At 71.0% G+C, this 21,432-nt stretch carries 14 protein-coding genes; 8 read left to right on the forward strand and 6 right to left on the reverse strand.

What is annotated here, in order from left to right; all coding sequences use genetic code 11:
* Window positions 1-27 precede the first annotated feature (27 nt).
* Both rsmI and ABFX55_RS40925 read left to right on the forward strand, forming a co-directional pair.
* Window positions 28-876 (forward strand): 16S rRNA (cytidine(1402)-2'-O)-methyltransferase, encoded by an 849-nt coding sequence (gene rsmI, locus ABFX55_RS40920; protein WP_346128762.1) that lies wholly within the window; start codon window positions 28-30, stop codon window positions 874-876.
* A gap of 64 nt (window positions 877-940) precedes the next feature.
* Complete coding sequence (locus ABFX55_RS40925; RefSeq protein WP_346128763.1) at window positions 941-2,443, forward strand: dolichyl-phosphate-mannose--protein mannosyltransferase; 1,503 nt, start codon at window positions 941-943, stop codon at window positions 2,441-2,443.
* Here ABFX55_RS40925 and ABFX55_RS40930 read toward each other — a convergent pair.
* Window positions 2,394-3,875 carry a hypothetical protein gene (locus tag ABFX55_RS40930; protein ID WP_346128765.1) on the reverse strand — a complete coding sequence of 494 codons (1,482 nt, stop codon included), beginning with the start codon at window positions 3,873-3,875 and terminating at the stop codon, window positions 2,394-2,396. The genes ABFX55_RS40925 and ABFX55_RS40930 overlap by 50 nt on opposite strands.
* 314 nt (window positions 3,876-4,189) lie before the next feature.
* Between ABFX55_RS40930 and ABFX55_RS40935 the strand changes: the two genes are divergently transcribed.
* Together ABFX55_RS40935 and metG are read left to right on the forward strand one after the other, a co-directional pair.
* Window positions 4,190-5,413 (forward strand): glycosyltransferase, encoded by a 1,224-nt coding sequence (locus ABFX55_RS40935; protein WP_346128766.1) that lies wholly within the window; start codon window positions 4,190-4,192, stop codon window positions 5,411-5,413.
* A 45-nt stretch (window positions 5,414-5,458) separates the two neighbouring features.
* Window positions 5,459-6,997: a methionine--tRNA ligase gene (gene metG, locus ABFX55_RS40940; protein WP_346128767.1), complete on the forward strand. Its 1,539-nt coding sequence runs from the start codon at window positions 5,459-5,461 to the stop codon at window positions 6,995-6,997.
* Here the strand turns inward: metG and ABFX55_RS40945 are convergent.
* A complete protein-coding gene (locus ABFX55_RS40945) occupies window positions 6,994-8,121 on the reverse strand; it encodes an FAD-dependent monooxygenase (protein WP_346128769.1) in 1,128 nt (375 codons plus the stop codon). The genes metG and ABFX55_RS40945 overlap by 4 nt on opposite strands.
* A 35-nt stretch (window positions 8,122-8,156) precedes the next feature.
* Window positions 8,157-11,078 carry an ATP-binding protein gene (locus ABFX55_RS40950; protein ID WP_346128770.1) on the reverse strand — a complete coding sequence of 974 codons (2,922 nt, stop codon included), beginning with the start codon at window positions 11,076-11,078 and terminating at the stop codon, window positions 8,157-8,159.
* A 31-nt stretch (window positions 11,079-11,109) separates the two neighbouring features.
* Between ABFX55_RS40950 and ABFX55_RS40955 the strand changes: the two genes are divergently transcribed.
* Window positions 11,110-11,967, forward strand: coding sequence for a TatD family hydrolase (locus ABFX55_RS40955; RefSeq protein WP_346128772.1), 858 nt, complete (start codon window positions 11,110-11,112; stop codon window positions 11,965-11,967).
* 88 nt (window positions 11,968-12,055) lie between these two features.
* The gene (locus ABFX55_RS40960) at window positions 12,056-12,922 is read left to right on the forward strand and encodes a resuscitation-promoting factor (protein WP_346128774.1); all 867 of its coding nucleotides are present in this window, start codon (window positions 12,056-12,058) and stop codon (window positions 12,920-12,922) included.
* Here the strand turns inward: ABFX55_RS40960 and ABFX55_RS40965 are convergent.
* Both ABFX55_RS40965 and ABFX55_RS40970 read right to left on the reverse strand, forming a co-directional pair.
* Window positions 12,915-14,063, reverse strand: coding sequence for a hypothetical protein (locus ABFX55_RS40965; protein WP_346128776.1), 1,149 nt, complete (start codon window positions 14,061-14,063; stop codon window positions 12,915-12,917). The two genes, ABFX55_RS40960 and ABFX55_RS40965, sit on opposite strands and share 8 nt — an antisense overlap.
* A complete protein-coding gene (locus ABFX55_RS40970; RefSeq protein ID WP_346128777.1) occupies window positions 14,060-15,580 on the reverse strand; it encodes a serine/threonine-protein kinase in 1,521 nt (506 codons plus the stop codon). The genes ABFX55_RS40965 and ABFX55_RS40970 overlap by 4 nt, the downstream gene beginning before the upstream one ends.
* A gap of 59 nt (window positions 15,581-15,639) precedes the next feature.
* Between ABFX55_RS40970 and rsmA the strand changes: the two genes are divergently transcribed.
* Window positions 15,640-16,506 carry a 16S rRNA (adenine(1518)-N(6)/adenine(1519)-N(6))-dimethyltransferase RsmA gene (rsmA, locus tag ABFX55_RS40975; RefSeq protein ID WP_346128778.1) on the forward strand — a complete coding sequence of 289 codons (867 nt, stop codon included), beginning with the start codon at window positions 15,640-15,642 and terminating at the stop codon, window positions 16,504-16,506.
* A 1,698-nt stretch (window positions 16,507-18,204) separates the two neighbouring features.
* Window positions 18,205-18,786, forward strand: coding sequence for an NlpC/P60 family protein (locus tag ABFX55_RS40980; RefSeq protein WP_346128780.1), 582 nt, complete (start codon window positions 18,205-18,207; stop codon window positions 18,784-18,786).
* A 1,580-nt stretch (window positions 18,787-20,366) separates the two neighbouring features.
* Here the strand turns inward: ABFX55_RS40980 and ABFX55_RS40985 are convergent.
* Window positions 20,367-21,008, reverse strand: coding sequence for a GNAT family N-acetyltransferase (locus ABFX55_RS40985; RefSeq protein ID WP_346131392.1), 642 nt, complete (start codon window positions 21,006-21,008; stop codon window positions 20,367-20,369).
* Window positions 21,009-21,432 lie beyond the last annotated feature (424 nt).

Genomic DNA, 21,432 nt, shown 5'->3' on the forward strand with positions numbered 1-21,432 from the left:
TTTAGGGCTGCCTGACACAATGGTCAGGTGAGAGAACAGGGCAGGCTGGTGCTGGCGGGCGCGCCGATCGGGCAGGTCGGCGACGTGTCACCGAGACTACGCGAGGCGCTCGAGAGCGCCGATGTGGTGGCGGCCGAGGACACCAGGCGGCTGCGGAGGCTGGCCAACGATCTCGGCGCCGAGATCGGCGGCCGCGTCGTGTCCTACTACGACCAGAACGAGGCCGCCCGCGCGGTCGAGCTGCTCGAGTCGCTCAAGGACGGCAGGACGGTCCTGGTGATCACCGACGCGGGCATGCCCGGCGTCTCCGACCCCGGCTACCGGCTGACCAGCCTGGCCGTCGAGGCGGGCATCACGGTCACCGCGCTGCCGGGCCCCTCGGCTGTCACCACCGCGCTGGCCGTCTCGGGGCTGGCCAGTGACCGCTTCTGCTTCGAGGGCTTCCCTCCGCGCAAGGCGGGTGAGCGCTCCCGCAAGCTCGGCGCGCTGGCCGCCGAGGAGCGCACGATGGTCTTCTTCGAGGCCCCGCACCGCCTGGAGGCGGCGCTGCGCGCGATGGCCGAGGCCTTCGGCCCCGACCGGCAGGCCGCCGTCTGCCGCGAGCTGACCAAGACCTACGAGGAGGTGCGGCGCGGCGGGCTCGCCGAGCTGGCCGACTGGGCGGCCGGCGGCGTCAAGGGCGAGATCACCGTGGTCGTCGCCGGTCACGTGCCCGACGAGGGGCCCCCTGACATCGACGAACTCGTCGCCGAGGTCGACAGGAGAGTGGCCGGCGGAGTACAGCGCAAGCAGGCCGTGGTCGACGTCGCCAAGGAGTCGGGCATGGCCAAACGAGAACTGTATGACGCGGTTCACAGGAGATCGCCAACGCCATAAAGTGCCGAAGGTGCTCAATAGGCGACTAGTTCCCCCCATGCCGGTTGACACGTTATGGGGATGGGTGGGGCCCTTGCTGGTCACCGCTTTCGGGGCGTTCCTTCGTTTCTTCCGGCTGGGCGAACCGCACGCCGTCGTCTTCGACGAGACGTTCTACATCAAGGACGCCTACGCGCTGCTCACGTTCGGCGTGGAGCGGGTGGCGCTCGGCGACGAGAAGAATCCCGTCGCCGACAAGATGATCATCGCGGGCGATCTCGACTTCTGGAAGAAGTGCCCGGCGGTGGAGGACTGCGCGGAGTACGTCGCGCACCCGCCGCTGGGCAAGTGGATGATCGCGGCGGGCGAGTGGCTGTTCGGCATGAACCCCTTCGGCTGGCGCTTCGCCGGCGCGCTGGTGGGCGCCCTGTCGATCCTGATCCTCGCCAGGGTCGCGCGCAGGATGACCCGCTCCACGATGCTGGGTTGCCTGGCGGGCCTGCTGCTCGCGATGGACGGGCTGCACTTCGTGCTCTCCCGCAACGCGCTGCTCGACATCTTCCTGATGTTCTGGGTGCTGGCCGCCTTCGCCTGCCTGGTGGTCGACAGGGACCAGGCTAGGCAGCGGCTGTCCGACTGGTACGAGCGCTCCCTGCCCACGCCGACGGGTCCGGGGCTGGGCCTCAGACCGTGGCGGCTGGCGGCGGGGGTATGCCTGGGGGCGGCGTGCGCGGTCAAGTGGTCGGGCGTCTTCTTCCTGATCGCCTTCGCCGTCATGTCGCTGCTGTGGGACGCGGGGGCGCGAAGGGCGCTCGGGCTGCGGCAGCCGTACAGGGGGGTGGTCCTGCGGGACCTGAACGGCGCGCTCGGCGCGCTGGCGCTGGCCCCCGCGGTGGTCCACATGGCCGGCTGGACCGGCTGGTTCGTGAAGGCGGAGGGCTGGGGGCGCAACTGGGAGCAGGCCACGAGCGCGGGGCCCGCCTTCTTCGTCTTCGACTCGCTGCGGTCGTGGCTGAGCTACCAGATCCAGGTACTGAGCTTCCACACCGGCATGGAGAAGTCGCATCCCTACCAGTCGGAGCCGTGGCAGTGGCCGCTCCTGCAGCGGCCCGTGTCCTTCTACTACCCCTCGAACCCGCCGCCGACGGGCTGCGGGGCGGACAAGTGCTCCTCGGCGGTGCTCGGGGTCGGCACGCCCGCCCTGTGGTACCTGGCGGTGCTCGCCCTGCTGGCGATCATCGCGTGGTACGTCGCCAGCCGCGACTGGCGCGCGGGGGCGGTGCTGCTCACCTACGGCGCGGGCTGGCTGCCGTGGTTCTACTACGCGATCGCCGACAACAGGACGATGTACCTGTTCTACATGGCCCCCATCGTGCCGTTCATGGTGCTGGCGATCGTGCTCGCGGCCGGGCTCATCCTCGGCCCCGCTGACGCGCCACCGGTCAGGAGGGCCGCGGGCGCGGCCGTCGTCGGCGCGTCCGCGCTGGTCGTGCTGATCAACTTCGGCTGGCTCTACCCGGTGCTGAGCGCCGAGACGGTCACGTACTCACAGTGGTGGGCTCGGATGCTGATGCGCTCGTGGGTGTGACCGCCGCGCGGCGGCGCAGCTTGACGCCGTGCCTGAGCGTGATCGCCGCCGCCATGCACGCCAGAGGTACGGCAGGCAGCAGATAGCGGTAGTCGAACTCGGCCGTGGCGGCCGGCGCCAGTATCAGCCCGAACGCCCCCAGCCACGGCAGCAGCACGGGGCCGCCCAGCCTGCGCCACCTGACGACCACCCCGGCCAGGCCCACGAGCAGGATGCCGCCGAGCATGACACCCTGAAGGTAGAACACCTTCTGGTAGGCGCTCATGATGTCGGCCCACGGGTGGACGATCCTGGTCTCGGCGGGGCCCTGCTCGTACATGAACGCGTCGGTGTCGGCCCTGCCGCCCACGGTCGCCCACTTCGGCAGCCGCTTGGGCTTCCCCTCGGCGTCGAGGTCGTAGTAGGGCTTGAACTGGTACTGCTGGAAGGTCGCCTCGTCGGGGAAGCGCGGCCTGCCCCAGTTGAAGGCGCGCATGAAGTCGCGCGCGACGACCTGGAGGTAGTCGCCCGGCTGGGCCAGGATCGCCCGCTTGGCGAACTCGCTGGCCACCTCGTTCTTGAAGTCGTCGAACTTCACCTTGCCGGGCAGGCGGTGCAGCACCTCGCCACCGGCGTTGCCGTTGCCGCTGCCGGTGCCCCACAGGTACCACTGGGCGTAGCTGACCCGCTTGTTGACGGGCTCCTCGATGCACATGAACGCCAGCGGCAGCTCGCGGGGCAGGTCGAGGTCCATCTTGGCGCAGTCGGCGAAGATCGACACACGCATGTAGAGGATGAGCCCGTCGCTGTTGGTCATGGCGAATTTGCCAAAAGTGACGTAGAACCAGCTCATGTAGGCCACGACCGGGAGCGCGCAGGCGGTGACCATCGCGACGATCGGCTTCCAGCCGGTGCGCTTGATCAGCATGTAGACGACCACGAGCCCGAGGATCGGCAGGCCGATCGAGCGGGTCAGCGCGGTGAGCGCCAGCAGGAACCCGACGACCGCGCCGACCTTCCACGACATGCGCCGGTGCCAGAGCACGAGCGTGATGACGCCCACCACCAGCAGCGTGAACATCGTGTCGGACATCACCAGCTGCTCGAGCTGGATCTGGTAGGCGTCGAACAGCACGGGGACGGCCGCCAGCGTCGCGCCCCACTTGGGCAGCGCGAACTTCCTGCGCAGCAGCGCGTAGATCAGCACACCGGTGGCCAGGCCCATGAGGTGCTGGGTGAAGACGACCAGGGTGAAGCTGTGGAAGGGCTGCAGAAGCATCAGCCAGAAGCTGTAGCCGTCGGGTCTGACAGCGCTCGGCCTGGGATGCAGCGCCACCGAGACGTACTCGTAGGAGTCGTTGAACCACATGGCGGGGCTGTAGCCGAGCATGGCGATCAACCGCAGCAACGCGCCCAGCGCGAAGGCGGTGACGAAAACGCGGTGCCTGCTCACATAGGACAGCAAACGAGCCTTTCGCCCAAGGACGGAAGGCTCGACACGCGTTCTCTCTGCAACGCTCACCATGCTTTGACCTCCACCGATCGCGCTGCAGAGGACCGGATCTTCCTGTGCGCCCCAGGCGTCACATCCCGCCAGCCCGGCGGTAGGCCCAGCGTCGACAGTGCCGAGCAGCTCGATCATATCATCGAGCTTTTGGACGACTATTCCCCTCCAGAATGCCACTCGTTTCGAGGACTTGACCCGACCACGTCGGGGCACAGGGCATGATGGTTGGCTGGGAAGTGCCGTGACTGAAGGGTCGAGACGTGGAACTGACGGTGGTCATGCCCTGCCTCAACGAGGCGGAGACCGTGGAAGTCTGCGTGCGCAAAGCTGTTGCGTGCATGGAGGAGCACGGCATCGAGGGCGAGGTCCTGATCGCCGACAACGGCAGCACGGACGGCTCGCAACAGCTGGCGCGCGACGCGGGCGCCCGCGTGGTCCACATCGAGGAGAAGGGCTACGGCAACGCCCTGATGGGCGGCATCCGCGCGGCCCGCGGCAAGTACGTCATCATGGGCGACGCCGACGACTCCTACGACTTCACCGCGCTGCTGCCCTTCGTCGAGCAGCTGCGTGAGGGCGCCGACCTGGTGATGGGCAACCGCTTCAAGGGCGGCATCGCCCCTGGCGCCATGCCCCCGCTGCACCGCTACCTCGGCAACCCGGTCCTGTCGTTCGTCGGCAGGCTCTTCTTCCCGAGCGCGATCGGCGACTTCCACTGCGGGCTGCGTGGCTTCCGCCGCGAGTCCATCCTGCGGCTCGGGCTGCAGACCGGCGGCATGGAGTTCGCCAGCGAGATGGTGGTGAAGTCCACCCTGCAGGGCCTCGACGTGCGCGAGGTGCCCACCACGCTCTCGCCCGACGGCCGCTCCCGCCCTCCGCACCTGCGCTCCTGGCGCGACGGCTGGCGTCACCTGCGCTTCCTGCTGCTCTACAGCCCCAAGTGGCTGTTCTTCATCCCCGGCCTGGTGCTCATGGCGCTCGGCCTGGTCGCGGGCGCGGCCCTGACGTTCGGGCCCGTGAAGATCGGCGAGCTGGCCTTCGACGTCGACACCCTGGTCGGCGCGTCCGCCGCGGTGGTGATCGGCTTCCAGGCGGCACTGTTCGCCCTCTTCACCAAGGTCTATGCGGCAGAAGAGGGCTTCCTGCCCGAGTCGCCACGCGTCCGCAAGCTGATCAGCATCGTCACACTGGAGAAGGGCCTGGTCGTCGGCGGCCTGCTGGCCCTGGCCGGTCTGGTCGGCCTGGTGATGTCGCTGGTGCACTGGCAGGTCCGCAGCTTCGGCGCGCTCGACCCGCGCGAGTCGCTGCGCATCGTCGTCCCCTCGGCGACCGCGCTCATCATGAGCTTCCAGACGATCTTCGCCGCGCTGTTCATCAGCATCCTGGGCATCAGGCGCACCAGGGAGACGGCCATCGACGTGGCCGCCAAGGCGGCGGAGGAGGCGGCGGAGGCCGTCTCCAGAGAAGAGTCCTCCACAGCCTAGGGGTAATGGGGTTCCCGGCCCTCGGCGAGCCTTAGTCTTGGTGTCATGTTCTACGTCTCCACGCCGATCTACTACGTCAACGACGCTCCGCACCTGGGCCACGCCTACACGACCGTCGCGGGCGACGTGCTGACGCGCTGGCACCGCCAGCGCGGCGAGCAGGTGTGGTACCTCACGGGCACCGACGAGCACGGCCAGAAGATCATGCGAACCGCCGAGGCCAACGGCGTCACCCCGCAGGAGTGGTCCGACAAGCTCGTCGAGGAGGCGTGGAAGCCGCTCTGGCAGCACCTCGAGATCGCCAACGACGACTTCATCCGCACCACGGAGAAGCGTCACACCGAGCGGGTCCAGGAGTTCGTCCAGGACCTCTACGACAAGGGCGAGATCTACAAGGGCGGCTACGAGGGCCCCTACTGCGTGGGCTGCGAGGAGTTCAAGACCCCCGGCGACCTGCTCGAGGGCGACCTCTGCCCGATCCACAAGCGGCCCGTCGAGTGGCTGCGCGAGGACAACTACTTCTTCAAGCTCTCCGAGTACGGCGAGCGCCTGCTGGAGTTCTACGAGGCCAACCCCGACTTCATCCAGCCCGCCTCGGCGCGCAACGAGGTCCTGCAGTTCGTCAGGACGGGCCTGCAGGACCTGTCGATCTCCCGTTCCACCTTCGACTGGGGCATCCCCATCCCGTGGGACGACAAGCACGTCATCTACGTGTGGGTCGACGCCCTGCTCAACTACGCCACGGCGGTCGGCTACGGCTCCGACCCCGAGCGCTTCGAGCGCATCTGGCCCGCCGACGTCCACCTGGTCGGCAAGGACATCCTGCGCTTCCACGCGGTCATCTGGCCGGCGATGCTGATGGCCAACGGTCTCCCGCTGCCCGGCAAGGTCTTCGCCAACGGCTGGCTGATGGTCGGCGGCGAGAAGATGAGCAAGTCCAACCTGACGGGCATCTCGCCCCGGCAGCTCACCGAGCACTTCGGCGTCGACGCCTACCGCTACTACTTCCTGAGGGCGATCCCGTTCGGCCAGGACGGCTCGTTCTCGTGGGAGGACTTCTCCGCCCGCTACACCTCCGAGCTGGCCAACGACTTCGGCAACCTGGCCTCCAGGGTCGCCGCGATGATCGGCAAGTACTTCGACGGCGAGCTGCCCGCCTCCGCCGAGCGGGAGGAGGCGGTGGCCGGCGCGCTGGCCGCGACCGTCGCCAAGGCCGACAGGGCGATCGGCGACGAGCTCGACTTCGCCGGCGGCCTCGGCGCGATCTTCGACTTCGTGAAGCTGGTCAACGGCTACCTCAGCGAGCAGGAGCCGTGGAAGGTGGCCAAGGACACCTCGGAGGAGGGCCGCGCCAGGCTGGCGACCATCCTCTACACCGCCGCCGAGTCGCTGCGCGCGGTCGCGGTGCTGCTCAACCCGGTCATGCCGGGCACGGCCGAGAAGCTGTGGGCCTCGCTGGGCGCCGAGGAGCACCTGGGCGCCCTGGCAGAGCAGCGCGTGGCCGAGGCGGGCCAGTGGGGCAGGCTGCCCGCGGGGGCCCGCGTCGTCAAGGGCGAGATCCTCTTCCCCCGCCTGGAGAGCTAGTAGTCCTTCAGGGAGACGGCTCCCGCCGTCTTCCTGACCGACTTGGCGATCAAGCCCTTCCACGGCAGGTAGGGGAGCAGCCGGTAGTTCTGGTTGAGGAACCACGCCATGAACCTGCTCTCGGGCACCATCCACCTGCCCGCGCTCTCGCCCGACTTCTGGCAGCCGCGCGCGTAGTCGCGCATGGCCTGCTCGTACCGGTCGAGAGCGCCGTCGAGGCCCTGGGCGAGCTCGCCTGCCAGCACGTACGCGCCGACCACGGCCAGGCCCGTGCCCATGCCCGACAGCGGCGAGGGGCACCACGCGGCGTCGCCGAGCAGCACCACGTCGCCGCGTGACCAGCGCTCCATGCGGACCTGGCTGATGGAGTCGTAGTAGAGGTCGTCGGCCGATCTCATCCGCTTCAGCAGCTCGGGCGCCTCCCATCCGACGCCTTCGAAGGCCTCGGCGACCAGGTCCATCGGGTCGCCGTCGCGCGTGGGCGAGGGGAAGTAGAAGACCGCCTTCGCGTCACTGCCGCCCGTGCTGTAGATGCCGACGTTCCTGCCGGGGGTGTTGTACAGCAGGCCGGTGCGGTCGAGCCCGAGATAGTTGTCGACGGTGAAGATCGCGAAGTGCAGGCCGAGACTGGTGACGAAGTCCTCCTCGGGGCCGAAGACGAGCCGCCTGACGTTCGAGTGGACCCCGTCCGCGCCCACGACCAGGTCGAAGGTGCGGGGCGGGCTCTTGTCGAAGGTGACGAGGGAGCCGGACACGGCCGTGATCGAGTCGCCGAAGACGTACTCGGTCCTGTCGCGCGTGGCCTCGTACAGGATCGTGGCCAGGTCGCCGCGCAGGATCTCCACGTCGCCTGCGAACAGGTCGGCGGGCATCGAGGCGATCCTCTTGCCGTCCTCCCTGACGTAGGACATCGCGCCCATGTGGGTCTGGCGCCGCTGGATCTCCTCCAGCAGCCCCATGCTGCGCAGCACGGACAGATGCGCGGGGCCGCGGAAGTCGACCGCGTAGCCGCCCGCGCGAGGGGCGGGGGCGCTCTCGACGACGGTGGTGGTGAAGCCGTGCCTGGTGAGCCAGTAGGCCAGGGCGGGTCCTGCGACGCCTGCCCCCGAGATCAGGATGTTCATGCGGCCGAGCCTGGCCGCCCCCGCTCACCGAACGCTCACCACGAGCTCACCCCCAGCGCGAGCGCGTGGCGGATCAGCTCCTCCCGCACCCCGGCCAGGCGAAGCACCTGCTCGGGCGAGGGGTGTCCGACGCCTGTCATGCCGCGCAGGCCCCTCGCTCCCTCCTTCAGGAGCGCCGCCCTGGCCGAGTCGGATTCGAGGCGGGACAGCGCGTCGATCGCGATGGCGGCGTCGGGGAGCGCGCCGAGCCGTACCGAGGTCTCGGCGCCGCGCAGGTGCCAGGCGTGGGCGGCTTCGAGGTCGCCCTCGGCCTCGGCGATCGTGCCGAGCCCGACGAGCGTGCGGGTGAGGTTGCCCGAGCTCCTGACCCACCGCTCGTCGAACCGTTCGAGCGCCTGCTCGTACAGCCGCCTGGCCGTGGGCAGGTCGCCCTCGGCGAGCGCGACGTCCGCGCGGCCGCGCAGCGCCGCCGCCAGGCAGGTGGCCGAGCCCGTACGGCGTGCGGTCTCCTCGGCCCGCTCGTAGTCGGCCGTGGCCGCGGCCAGGTCGTCGTCGAAGCGGTAGTCGCCCCTGCTGCACAGCAGGTCGGCCAGGTCCTCCAGCGCGCCGAGCGTCCCCGTCAGCTCGATCGCCTCCTCGACCAGCGCCAGGGCGGTGGCCCGGTCGCCGCGGACGGCGGCCAGCCACGACAGCGAGTCGAGCGCGAACGCGGCGCCCCACCGGTCGCCGAGCGCCCTGAACTCGGTGACGGCGGCGGTGAACTCCGCGGTGGCCGCGTCGAGGTCGCCGGCGGCCAGATGCGGATAGCCCCAGATGACGTGGACGATCGCGCGCTCCCACGGATCCTCGCTGCGCCTGCCGTGCTCCAGGACGGCCAGCACGACGGCCACGTCGGTCTTGCTGGCGGTGACCATCGGCCACAGGAACGTGACGAGCGGGTGGCGGCGCGCCCTGCTGACGTCCATGGCGATGGCCTCGGCCGCGGCCCTGTGGCGGGCCCACACGTCCTGGTCGCCGGCCGCGGTGAGCGCGCACAGCACGTAGTCGTCGCCGAGCGAGGGGTCGGGCTCGGGTCCCGCCTGGTCGAGCAGGGCGGTGGCGTGAGGGATGGCGGAGAAGCGGACGCCGCGCATCCACAGGTAGGAGGAGAGCGCGGCCAGCAGTCTGATGCCCAGCCCGGTCCTGCGCGTGGTGACGGCCCATCGGAGCGCGGCCATGAGGTTGTCGTGCTCGGCCGCCAGGCGGTCGAGCCATTCGAGCTGGTCGGCGGCGCGCAGATGGGGATCGGCCTGCTCGGCCAGCGCGAGGAAGCGGTCGGCGTGCGCCTGCCGTACGGGATCGGGGTCGGTCAGGTGCTCGGCGCAGAAGGCCCGGACGGTCTCCAGCATGCGGTAGCGGCCGCGCGAGACCTCCACCAGCGACTTGTCGACCAGGGAGTCGAGGACGTCGCGCGGCAGGCCGCACACCGCCTCGGCGTCGGCGGCGGTGGCGCCGCCCGCGAAGACGGTCAGCCTGGCGGCCATCGCCCTCTCGTCGTCCGCGAGCAGATCCCAGCTCCAGGCGACCACCGCGCGCAGCGTGCGGTGACGGGGGCCCGCCGTACGGCTGCCGCGCAGCGCGAGGTGGTCGGCCAGCTCGGACACCTCGTGCGTGCGCATCCTGGCGGCGGCCAGTTCGATGGCGAGCGGAAGGCCGTCGAGGGCCGCGCACAGGCGGCGTACGTCGTCGGGGTCGGCGGTGAAGCCTGGGCGCACGGCCCTCGCCCTGGCGGCGAACAGTCTGGCGGCCGCGTCGGGCGCCAGTGGCCTGACCGGCCACAGGTGCTCGCCCGTGATGCCGAGCGGCTCCCTGCTGGTGGCCAGGATCCGCAGGCGGGGACAGCCTGCCAGGAGCAGGTCGGCGAGCGAGGCGACCGCGTCGACGAGGTGCTCGCAGTTGTCCATGACGAGCAGCGCCGAGCGTTCGGCCAGCGCGGCGAGGAGCCTGGAGGTGGGCGTCGTCGCGTCGGGCAGGCCCAGCAGCGCGCTCTCTCTCAGGCCGAGCGCGCCCAGCAGGGCCTGCGGCAGCTCGGCGCCGTCACCGACGGCCGAGAGGTCGGCGAAGGTGACGTCGTCGCCCCTCGCCACTTCGATCGCCAGCCGGGTCTTGCCCACCCCTCCTGGCCCGAGCAGGGTGATCAGGCGCGCCTCGCGCAGGAGGCCGCGCACGCCCTCGAGGTCGGGCTCCCTGCCGACGAGGCCGGTCAGCGGCGCGGGCGGCGCCGAAGGCCTGGCCCCGCGCAGCAGGCTCTGGTGGATGGCGGTCAGCTCGTCCGAGGGGTCCGCGCCCAGCTGCTCCGCCAGCACCCGCCTGGTCTCCTCGTAGGCGACCAGCGCCTCGGCCTGCCTGCCCTCGGCGTGCAGAGCCCGCATGAGCTGGCCGCGCAGGCGTTCGCGCAGCGGGTGCCGCTCGATCTCCGCTCGCAGCGCGGCGGCCAGGTCGCGGGCGCCCGTGCGCAGCTCCGCCTCGAAGAGGTCCTCGAGCGCGGACAGCCTGCGCTCCTCCAACCGGACGGCCTCGGCCGCCGCGGGGCCTCGCCACAGCGCCAGCGCCTCGCGCAGCAGCTCGGCGGCGCGAGCGGGCGTACCGGCCTCCAGCGCGGCGCGGCCCTCGTCGGCCGTGCGGAGGAAGACGTGCGCGTCGACCGACGAAGGGTCGACGTCGAGGCGGTAGCCGCCGGGCAGCAGCTCGATCGTGAACGAGCGGCGCAGGCGGGAGATCTGCGACTGGAGGGCGTGCGTGGCGTCGGCGAGAGGCTGCTCGCCGTAGACGGAGTCGATCAGGAGGCCGGCGGAGACGACCTGGCCCGCGCGGGCCAGCAGCAGCGCGAGGAGGGCACGCCGGGTCGGGCCGCCGAGCGGCACTCGTGTGCCGTCGGCACGCCATGCCGTGGTGGCGCCCAGGATCCCGAACCGCATGACGCTGATTCTCCCCGGTACCTTGGGGTGCGTGAGCAAGCTTCCCGTCGCGCCAGAGCCGCTGAGCACGCCCGTCTTCGACAGCCACTGCCACCTCGACATCATGGTGGGCAACAGGCAGGCCTCCTCGGGCGACCCCGTGGCCCAGGCCGCGCAGGCCGCCTCGGCCAGCGTGGAGAGCATCCTGGCCGACTCGCGCGCGGCAGGGGTGACGAGGCTCGTCACGATCGGCTACGACCTGCCGTCGTCGGTGTGGGGCGCGCGGGTGGCCGCGGACCACGGCGACGTCTACGCGGGCGTGGCGATCCACCCGAACGAGGCGCACGCGGCCACACCCGAGGTGCTGGCCGAGATCGAGGCGCTGGCCGGCGAGCCCGACGTGCGGGCGGTCGGGGAGACGGGGCTCGACTACTACCGCGACTGGGCCTCGAAGGACGACCAGCACGCCAGCTTCCGCGCGCACATCGAGATCGCCAAGCGCACGGGCAAGGCGCTGGTCATCCACGACCGCGACGCGCACGACGACGTGTTCAGGGTGCTGGCCGCCGAAGGAGCGCCCGACCGCGTGGTCTTCCACAGCTACTCGGGCGACGCCGAGATGGCGAAGAAGTGCGTCGAGGCCGGATATTTCATGTCCTTCTCCGGGCCTGTGACCTACAAGAACGCCGCGTACCTGCGCGAGGCGGCCAGGGTCGCGCCCAAGGAGCTGATCCTGGTCGAGACCGACGCGCCGTACCTGCCGCCGGTCCCGCACAGGGGCAAGCCCAACGCGCCCTTCCTCATGCCGCTCACCCTGCGGTGCCTGGCGGAGGTCAAGGACGTGCCAGCCGACGAGCTGTGCGAGGCCGTCAACGCCAACGGAGAGACTGTCTTCGGCATCTCGCGATGAGCCCGCGCCCGCCTGGGCTAGCCTCGCGCGGGTGATGGCTAGAGGACGACGCCGCGCGCCCAGATCCTTCTGGGGCTCGGGGTGGGCGATGGCTGCTTACGGCGCCGCCGCGTTCGCGCTGGTCGGCTGGATCGTCGTCGGCATGGGCGCCGACGTCGCGCTGGACGTGGACGGCAGGACCATGGCGCTGCGCAGCTCGGCGGACACGGTGGCGGAGGTGCTCCAGGAGGCGCGGGTCGCCGTGGGCGCCGACGACTACCTCCATCCGGACGCCCACGCCCCGATCAGCGACGGCGCGCGGATCGTGGTCCGCCACGCTCGCCCGATCACCCTGACCGTCGACGGCCGCACCGCCAGGCACGTCGTGACCGCCATGAGCGTCGGCGGCGCGCTCGACGAGCTGGACATCGAGCACACGGGCAGCAGACTGTCGGTCTCCAGGGAGGGCGCGGTGCCGCTGTCGGGGATGGCGGTGACGATGCTGACGCCGCGCAGGGTCCACGTGATCGCCGGAGGCCGCCGGCTGACCACCACGACCACCAGCGCCACCGTGAGGGGCGTGCTGAAGCAGAAGCGGGTGCGGCACGGCGACGGCTACCGCGTCACGCCGCCGCTTGGCAGCTTCCCGCGCCACGGCACCGTCATCAAGGTCGAACCTCCGGGCCCCGTCGCGCCGCCGCGCACGGTGCCGATCACGGCGGAGGTGGCGGCGCTCAACTGGGCGGGCCTGGCCGCGTGCGAGTCGGGAGGCGACCCGCGCGCCTTCAACCCTTCGGGGCCCTACTACGGGCTCTACCAGTTCAGCCTGTCGATGTGGCTGGCCGTCGGCGGGACGAGCACGCCGAACCTCTGGCCCGCGGACGAGCAGACCTACCGGGCGCAGCTGCTCTACCAGCGGGTGGCGGGGCGCTGGCAGGGACAGTGGCCGCACTGCGGCGCCAGGCTGTTCAGCTAGCCATCGAGGCGCCGAACTCGGCGCCCTTCGGCGGCTTCACCGCCTCGATGGTGTCGGCGTTGCGTCCTGCGATGCCGGCCGTGCCGTACGGCTGGTCGTCGGGGGCGCCCGCGACCAGCTGGTTGCCCGCGAAGGCGACCGACCAGCCGAACCTCGCGCCCTGCCCAGGCACCAGGAGCCTGTCGACGGACTCGTCGGCCATCGAGAGGACCCGCACCGCGCCTGTGGACCCCGCGTAGGGCGCGCCGACGGCCAGCCTGCCGTCCTTGGCGGCGGCGAGGGAGAAGCCGAAGGCGCCCTCACCCGTCACCTTCCTCGTGGGGGCGACCGCCTCGTCGAACAGCTGCACGAACCCGGCCTGCGGAGCGCCCACCGCGATGCCCGCGCCCTCGACGTAGGCGACCGCGTAGCCGAACCTGTCGCCCGTCGCGCGGTCGGGCGGCTCCCACTTGGTGCCCGACAGCCGCTGCGCGGTGACGTCGGCGAGCACGGTCATCGAGCCCGAGTCGAGCTTGCCCTCCTCGACCTGGACGCCCGTGCCGTCGTCGTTCTCGTACGGCACGCCCACGACCAGGCTGTTGCCAACGCCGAAGGCCAGCGCCCAGCCGTACTGGTCGCCCACCTCGGGGTTGCCCGGCACGTCAGGGGTGTCCTGGCCGATCCTGCGCAGCGGCGCCTCGCCCCTCCGGACGTAGACCGAGCCCGCGTCCTTGACCTCCGCCAGGTCCTCGTACGGCGCGGCCACCGCCACCAGGTCGCCCTTCGCGGCCACCGTCCAGCCGAAGTGGGCGTCCTGCTGCGGCTCGGGGGCGGTGAGCCGCACCGTGGCACCCTTGCTGGTCAGCAGGTAGGCGGCCCCCGCGTCCTTACGGCCCTCGACATCGGCGTACGGCGCGCCGACGAGCAGGTCGCCGCAGCCGTCGCCGTCGACCTCCGCCATCGCCACCGACCAGCCGAAGGCGTCGCCCTCACCCAGCTCGGGCGCCTCCACAGGGACGAGCGCGCCGTCCGACAGGCGATGGACCGCGCCAGGCCCGTCGAAGGGGTCGCCCACCACGACGTCGCCCGTGCATGCTCCCGCGGTCTGGTGCCCGGAGAGGCCAACCGTCAGGAGCGCCAGGACCAGCAGCGTGCGCGTCATGAAAGGCGTACCTCGATCCGCTGGCCGCCCTCCATCAGCGTGCCCTCCAGAACCGAGGGCAGCCGCTGGGGAGGCAGGTCGAAGACGAAGACCCCGTCGATGCGCTCGCCGGGGGCGATGGTGGCGGGCAGCCTGGTGGAGGAGGGCGCGCTCTCGTGCCTGCCGCCCCTGTCGTCCACGAGCGCGACGCCCGAGGCGCCGAGCGCGCGCGCCGTGCCGCCGGGGTTCAGCAGCGCCCAGCCGAGCACGCAGTACCTGCCGTCGGAGGATCTCGCGCCCTTGTAGTCGGTCAGGCCGCAGCGGGGCCGTCCCGTGAGGAGGAACTGCGGATCGTCGAACGCGGGACCGAGGCCGACGCGCCTGCCCGCGTCGGGGGCGGTGAGAGTGCCGGCGCCGCCCGCCTGCTGCGCGGGAGGAGTGACCGAGGGGCCGCGCGCGAGCAGGACGGCGACCGTGACCAGCAGCGCGCCCGCCACGGCGGCCGCCGCGACCAGCCAGCGCCTGCCCTTGGACCTCGGCTCCTCCCGCGGCGCCTCACCCCGCCCGGGCACCGATGGCTCCTCGCCCCGCCGGACCTCCTCCTGCGGAGGGATCGTCGCCGACAGCACCGCGGTGTCGGCGACGTTGGGCGGCGGCTCCCAGTTCCTGTCGAGGAGGTCGGTGGCGATCACCGTGGGCGGATCGGGCGTCGGCAGGCGACCGCCCACCAGCGCCAGGAGCAGGTCCTGGGCGGTGGGACGGAGCAGCGGGTCCATCGTGGTCGCCCGCTGCGCGAGGTCGTTGAGCGGCGCGGGCAGCGCGCCGAGGTCGGGGGTCTGGTGCAGCACCCTGGTGGCCATGGTGATCGCGTCGCCGCGCCCGAACGGGTGGCGCCCGTTGCCCGCGAACGCGACCAGACAGCCCCACGCGAACACGTCCGCCGCGGGCGTGACCTGCTGACCCCGCACCTGCTCAGGCGCCCACCAGCCCGGACTGCCCAGCAGCTCCCCCGAGAGCGTGAAGTTGCTCTCGCGGTCGAGGGCGCGGGAGATGCCGAAGTCGATCACACGAGGGCCCGACATCGACAGGATGACGTTGGCCGGCTTCAGGTCGCGGTGCACCAGCCCCGCCACGTGGATCGCCGCCAGCGCGGCGGCCACCCCGAGCGCCACCCCGTGCAGCGCGGCGGGCTCCAGCGCGCCGTACTCGCTGATCTGGTCCGACAGGGGGACGCCCGCGATGTACTCGGTCACCATGTACGGCCTGCCCACGCTGTCGTTGCCGTTGTCGAGCACCTGCGCGGTGCAGAACGACGCGACCCTGCGCGCGTTGTCCACCTCCGCGTGGAAGCGGGCGCTGAACCCCTCCTGGTTGGCGAACTCCGCCTTCACCACCTTGACCGCGACAGGCCGTCCCGTCGGCGCGATGGCCAGGAACACCGTGCCCATGCCCCCCTCTCCGATGCGCCCGAGCAGGCGGTACGGCCCGATCTCGCGCGCGTCGGTCGGACGCAGGGGTGCGGCGCCCATCGGCTTCATCAGCCCATCCTCTCTCCTACTCCCCGGTTCTTCGATGCCTCGCCGATGCGCGAGACTGAATGGGTGATAGGGGGAGTGCCATTGTGAGCCTGTTGGGGCCAATTGAAATACGTAATTTGGCGGAAAAGCTCGATCTTCGCCCGACAAAGAAGTTCGGTCAGAACTTCGTGATCGACGGCGGCACCGTCCGCCGCATCGTGCGCACGGCCGGGCTGTCGCCGGACGACGTGGTGATCGAGGTGGGTCCGGGGCTGGGCTCGCTCACTCTGGCGTTGCTGCCCGAGGTCGCCCACGTGGTCGCGGTCGAGATCGACCCCGTGCTGGCCCGGCAGCTTCCCCTGACCGTCGAGTCGCGCGGGCTCGGCGACAGCCTGACGGTCGTGGGCGGCGACGCCATGAAGGTGGGTCCCGACGACTTCTCCGGCCACCTCCCGACGGCCCTGGTCGCCAACCTGCCGTACAACGTCTCCGTGCCGGTCGTCCTCCACCTGTTGGAGGTGCTGCCCTCGCTGCGCAAGGGCCTGGTCATGGTGCAGGCCGAGGTCGCCGACCGGCTCGCCGCCCCTCCAGGCTCCAAGGTGTACGGCGTGCCGTCCGCCAAGGCCGCCTGGTACGCCGACGTCAGGCGGGCTGGCCCGGTGGGCAGGACGGTCTTCTGGCCCGTCCCCAACGTGGACTCGGGGCTGGTGTCACTGGAGCGGCGCGATCCGCCGGTGACCAGCGCTTCGAGGAAGCAGGTGTTCTCGGTGGTCGACGCCGCGTTCGCGCAGCGGAGGAAGACGTTGAGGGCGGCGCTGGGTGCCCTGTTCGGGTCTCCGGCGCGGGCGGAGGAGGCGCTGAGGGCGGCCGGGGTGGATCCGTCGACCAGGGGTGAACAGCTGGACATCACCGCCTTCGCCCGGATCGCGGAGCACCTGGAGGACTAGGGACGCTCACTCGGGGCGGGCGCGCGTTCCTCCTGCCCGCCGATCAGCACGTACCTCTCCACCAGGCGGAGATCGTGGGAGGCGAACACCACGGCCATCGCACGCGTCTCGCGCAGCCTCCATCATCGCCTGGGCGGTGTCGCCGTCCAGGGCCGAGGTGATCTCGTCGCAGACCAGCACGTCGTGCTCGGCGGGCCGGGGGACGGGCGATGGAGACCCGCTGCCGCTGGCCGCCGTGCGGCGTGCTCGGCGCCCAGACCACCAGTTCCAGCAGCTCGGTGACCCGCTCCGGTACGGCGGCGCGCGGGCGGCGGCGGTGCAGGCGCAACGGGCGGGCCAGGTCGCGGACACCGTGGTCGAGGAGTTCAGCGCGCATCGGCCCACGACGGCTGACCCGGTCGTTGGCGTCTCGCTCCTCGCCAGAAGCGTGCGCGCCTCCCTGGGCGCCTCCGTCCTACAGCCGTCCTGTCGCCTGGCGGCCTCCGTTCACAGTCGGCCTGTCGCCCGGCGGCTCCGGCCTACGGTCGTCCTGTCGCCTGGCGGCTCCGTCCACAGTCGTCCTGTCGCCCGGCGGCTCCGTCCTACAGTCGTCCTGTCGCCTGGCGGCCTCCGTCCACAGTCGGCCTGTCGCCCCGCGGCCTCCATCCACAGAACCACGCTCGGTCCTCTCCCACAGACCCCCTCCACACGATCCTGGGCCTCCCTTCCACGGCTCAGGAGGCCCAGATGTGGCTCACCATCGGTTTTCTGGCAACGCTGAGCGCCGCCTCTCCCGGTCCGGCGACCAACCCCAGCCAGGCGTCATGCCTGCGCACCATCACCCTGCCCGCCGCCTACGCGCCCCTGCTGGAGGCCTGGCAGCACGAGAACGACACCCCCGCATCCCAGCTCACCCACGCCGTACGGCCCGCCATCAAAGGCACGGGTTCTTCCGTCCGGCTGACGGTCGCCCTGCCCTCGGCGGCCTGCTCACCCGGACGAAAAACACCAGCCGGACCCCGGCCCTGGCACACCCTCACGCCCGGCGCGACACCTCCATCGCCGGGCCCCGACCAGCCTTCGGCCCACCCGCCCGTGCGTTGGTCGGTGATGCGCATGAGCGACGTGGACCCCGGTTCTCGCTCCGCCGTCCGCGACACCGTTTCGGCCTGGCTCACCAGCTGGCACGACCGCTTCCGCCACCGCTCGGCATGGCTGGACACGTTCGCCTGGCCGACCGGGAGACCTTCCACGGACCTGCCTCACCCGGGCATCCCGGCGGCGACCGACTCCGACCCCGGCAACCCTTCGTCGGATCACTCTCACCGGCCTATCCCTCAGCCAAACCTCTCCCGCCTGATCGAGCTGTCCCCAAGGGATCAGCCTCACCTGGGTGAGCCGTCTCCAAGGGATCGATCTCACCTGGGTGACTGGGCTCCAGCGGATCAGTCGCACCTGCGTGAGTGGGCTCCAGCGGATCGGTCCCGCTTGGGTGAGTGGGCTCTGGCGGATCGGTTCCGCGTGGGTGAGTGGGCTCTGGCGGATCAGTCCCACTTGGGTGATCTGGCCCCAAGGGATCGGTCCCATCAGGGTGAGCCGGTTCCTGTAGATCTGTCCCATCCGGGGGAGTGGCCTGTGCCGACTCTGTCTCGCCTGGTTGAGGCGCAACCGGGGGGACTGCCCCGCGTGGTGCGGCCGTCGACAGTGCGCCCTGATTCAGTGAGGCCGCCGATAGTGCGCCCCGGCCCAGGGAGGCCTTCGAAGGACCGGGCGCGGCCCGGCCTACCCCCGTCGGACGGCACACGGCCGGGGACACCTCCATCGCGCAGCAAGGCGACGCCGAAGAAGACATCCAGCGACCACAGACCGGGCAGGAAGCGGACCACCCGCACCAGGGGCGACCTGGCCGCCACCGCCGCCATCGCCCGCCTGGGCACCCCCTTCTCCTGGGGCGGAGGCAACCCCGCAGGACCCAGCAGGGGGATAGGACGAGGTGCCGGCACCGTCGGCTTCGACTGCTCGGGGCTCACCCTGTACGCGTGGTCCAGAGCAGGGGTGAAGCTCGGCCACTACACCGGCACCCAGTTCCGCCAGGGCAAGCGCGTCAGGGTGTCCGACCTGCGCCGGGGCGACCTCGTCTTCTTCGGCGGAGGCACAGGCGATCCCACCCACGTCGGCCTCTACCTGGGCAACGGCATCATGATCCATGCTCCCAAGACCGGCGACGTGGTCAAGAAAACCGACTTCCTCGACTCCACGTACTACCGCCCGCGCTATCGCGGCGCCGTCCGACCGGGATGACACCACCCCGGACACCACCACCCCCTGACCAACCGACCGGCCCCCGCGACCCCGCCGCGGCCCTGGCCCGCGACCCCGCCACGGGCCCAGCCCCGCGACTCCGCTCCGGCCCCGGCCCTAGGGGTCACCACGGACTCGCCTTCCGGACTCGCCTTCCGGCTCGTTCCACGGGGGCGGCTTCGGGGGGCGCCCTCTGAGGTCCGCTTGCGGGGTCGCCTTCCGGTGTCCACTTGCGGAGTCGGCTTCGGGAATGCCCTCGGGGGTTGTCCTCTGAGGGCACTCCCGAGGTCGGCGTCCGGGGGTCAGCTTCTGGGGTCGGGTCGGCTTCCGGAGTCAGCCTCGGGGGTCGGTTGCCTTCCCCGGTCGGCGCCTGCCTGCGGTCTTCTGGGGTCGGCTTCCAGGGTCGCCTTCCGATGTCGGCTTTCGGCGTCGGCTTTGGAGGTCGGTCCCCTTGCGAGTTTGGCTTGCGGGGTCTCGTTCTGCGTCGGTTTGCGGGGTCGGCTCCGAGGTCGGTCCCCTTCGGGGCCGTACTCCGTGGTCGGCTTGTGGGGGCGCCCTTTGATGTTGCCTTCGGAGGTCGCCCTCTGGGCGTCTGAGGCGCACAGGGTTGGTCGCGTGGCGATCGCGCTCAGGCGCTCACCTCTGGCAGGGGCTGTTGAGCTGTCGCTAGGGGGCTGATCCTGAGAGGGAGGCCCTTGCCGCCGCCATGGGCCCGGCCCTCGGGGTCACCACGGGCACGCCTTCCGAGGTCGGCTTCCTCGCCAGGTCGCCTTCCGGGTCGCCTTGCGAGGTCAGCTCCCGACGCCAGCTTCCGGGGTCGCCTCGTGGGGTCGCCTTGTGGGGTCGCCTTCCCGGGTCCGGCCCCGGGGTCGGGTTTTGGGTCGCCTTCGGGTGCCCTCTGAGGTCGGCTTGCGGGGTCGGCCTCCGAGGTCGGTCCCTGCGAGTTGGCTTGGGGGATCTCGTTCGAGGTCGGCTTCCGAGATCAGCTTCCGGGGTCGCCTTCCGGGGTCGGCTTCCGAGGTCGGCTTCCGAGGTCGGCTTGCGGGGTCAGCCTCCGAGGTCGGTCCCCTGCGAGTTGGCTTGCGGGGTCTCGTTCCGGGTCTTTTCGAGGTCGGCCTCCTTGCGAGGTCGGCTTCCGGGGTCGCCTTGCGAGGTCAGCTCCCGAGGTCAGTTTCCGGGGTCGGGTCCTGGGGTCGGGTCCCGGGGGCGCCTTCGGGTGCCCTCTGAGGTCGGCTTCCGAGGTCGGTCCCTGCGAGTTGGCTTGGGGGGATCTCGTTCCGGGTCGGCTTCCGAGGTCAGCTTCAAAGGTCAGCTTCCGTGGGCAGCTTCCGGGGTCGCGCTCTGGGGTTGGCTTGCGGGGTCGGCTCTAGGGTCGCCCTCGCGGTTGGCTTGCGGGGTGGCCCTCTGAGCGTCTTGGGGCGCACGGGGTCGGTCGGTCGCGTGAATCGTGCCCTGCGCTCACCTCTGGCAGGGGTCAGTTGAGCTGTCGCCAGGAGCTGATCCTGGAGCGCGGGGCCCTTGTCGTGTGGTTAGGGGTAGGTCTCTGGATCATGTTGTGGTGGCGGTGCGCCGGTTTCGTGTCAGGCGCCGGACCGGACCATCGTCTGTTGGTGGAGACGGGTGCCGTGGTGTCTGAGGCCGGGGACCAGCGGAGTGGGGCCGTGCTTGGTGAAGCCCATGCGTTCGAAGAACCGTACTGCGCGGCTGTTCTCGACCAGGGTCTGCAGGTGGCATCCCGGTGATCCGGCAGCTTTGAGCCGATCCAGCCATCCGTTCATCAGTCCGTCCGCGGCGCCCGTTCCTCTGGCCGAGGGCGCCACGTTGATGTGCAAGTGGGACGGCCACCGGGGATCGTCGAAGTCTCCCGCCGTGGGCTCCCGGCGGACCGCGGACCAGGCCAGGTCGGCCATGCTGCGGGCGAAGAAGGCCGCAGGCTTGCGGCGGAAGATCAGGCGGTACTTCCTGATGGCCTTCTCCAGGCGCTCGCTCTCGCTGGGGAACGTCGCGCCGTCGAGGCATCCCGCCAGGTAGCCGACCAGGGCTCCATCGACTACGGCGACGAACAGCGAGTCGGGTTCCAGGTCCATGTAAGGGTCCAGGTAGATGGCGGCTTCGGATTCCTCGTGTCCCCACAGCGAAGCGGTGGGAGCGCCTTCGCCTGCGCGGCGGAACAGCCGCCGCAGCTCGGTGCGGTCGGTTTCCGTAAATGTCCGAATCTCCATCACGTCGACACACTCCTCAGTCCCTCGAATCGGTACGGCGGCCGCTGACGTGGACGCCGCCTCAAATAGAGCGTAGGCCGTATTGTGTATCACGTATAGAGTTTTATGGCGAGGGGGTTGGATCGTCGGGTCCGCTACGGGCTCGCCCTTGGGAAGGTCTCGCTGTTTGCGCCACCGCCACCGCCACCGCCACCGCCGTGGCCGTGGCCGTGGCCGTGGTGGGCTGCGTCGTGGTACCGCTGCTTGCGCTCGTGGATGCCGGCGGTGGGCGCCGATGCCCGCGATCGCGTCTGCCCGGGCCAGCAGGCGGGCGATCCGGCCGGCGGCCAGATGACGATCTTTCCGTGGCCTGCTGGCCGCCGTCCTCCCCGGCGTCATCGGCGCGGTCGCCGGGGCTTCGGGGTGTGTGACCGCCCTGTCCGCC

This window comes from Nonomuraea roseola (genome assembly GCF_039535395.1).
Classification (GTDB): Bacteria; Actinomycetota; Actinomycetes; order Streptosporangiales; family Streptosporangiaceae; genus Nonomuraea; species Nonomuraea roseola.

Excerpts from the sequence above, each read along its gene's own strand:
- metG (WP_346128767.1), top strand. The coding sequence starts at position 5,459 with ATGTTCTACGTCTCCACGCCGATCTACTACGTCAACGACGCTCCGCAC.
- ABFX55_RS40945 (WP_346128769.1), bottom strand. The coding sequence starts at position 8,121 with ATGAACATCCTGATCTCGGGGGCAGGCGTCGCAGGACCCGCCCTGGCC.
- ABFX55_RS40950 (WP_346128770.1), bottom strand. The coding sequence starts at position 11,078 with ATGCGGTTCGGGATCCTGGGCGCCACCACGGCATGGCGTGCCGACGGC.
- ABFX55_RS40960 (WP_346128774.1), top strand. The coding sequence starts at position 12,056 with ATGGCTGCTTACGGCGCCGCCGCGTTCGCGCTGGTCGGCTGGATCGTC.
- ABFX55_RS40965 (WP_346128776.1), bottom strand. The coding sequence starts at position 14,063 with ATGACGCGCACGCTGCTGGTCCTGGCGCTCCTGACGGTTGGCCTCTCC.
- ABFX55_RS40970 (WP_346128777.1), bottom strand. The coding sequence starts at position 15,580 with ATGAAGCCGATGGGCGCCGCACCCCTGCGTCCGACCGACGCGCGCGAG.
- rsmA (WP_346128778.1), top strand. The coding sequence starts at position 15,640 with ATGGGTGATAGGGGGAGTGCCATTGTGAGCCTGTTGGGGCCAATTGAA.
- ABFX55_RS40985 (WP_346131392.1), bottom strand. The coding sequence starts at position 21,008 with ATGGAGATTCGGACATTTACGGAAACCGACCGCACCGAGCTGCGGCGG.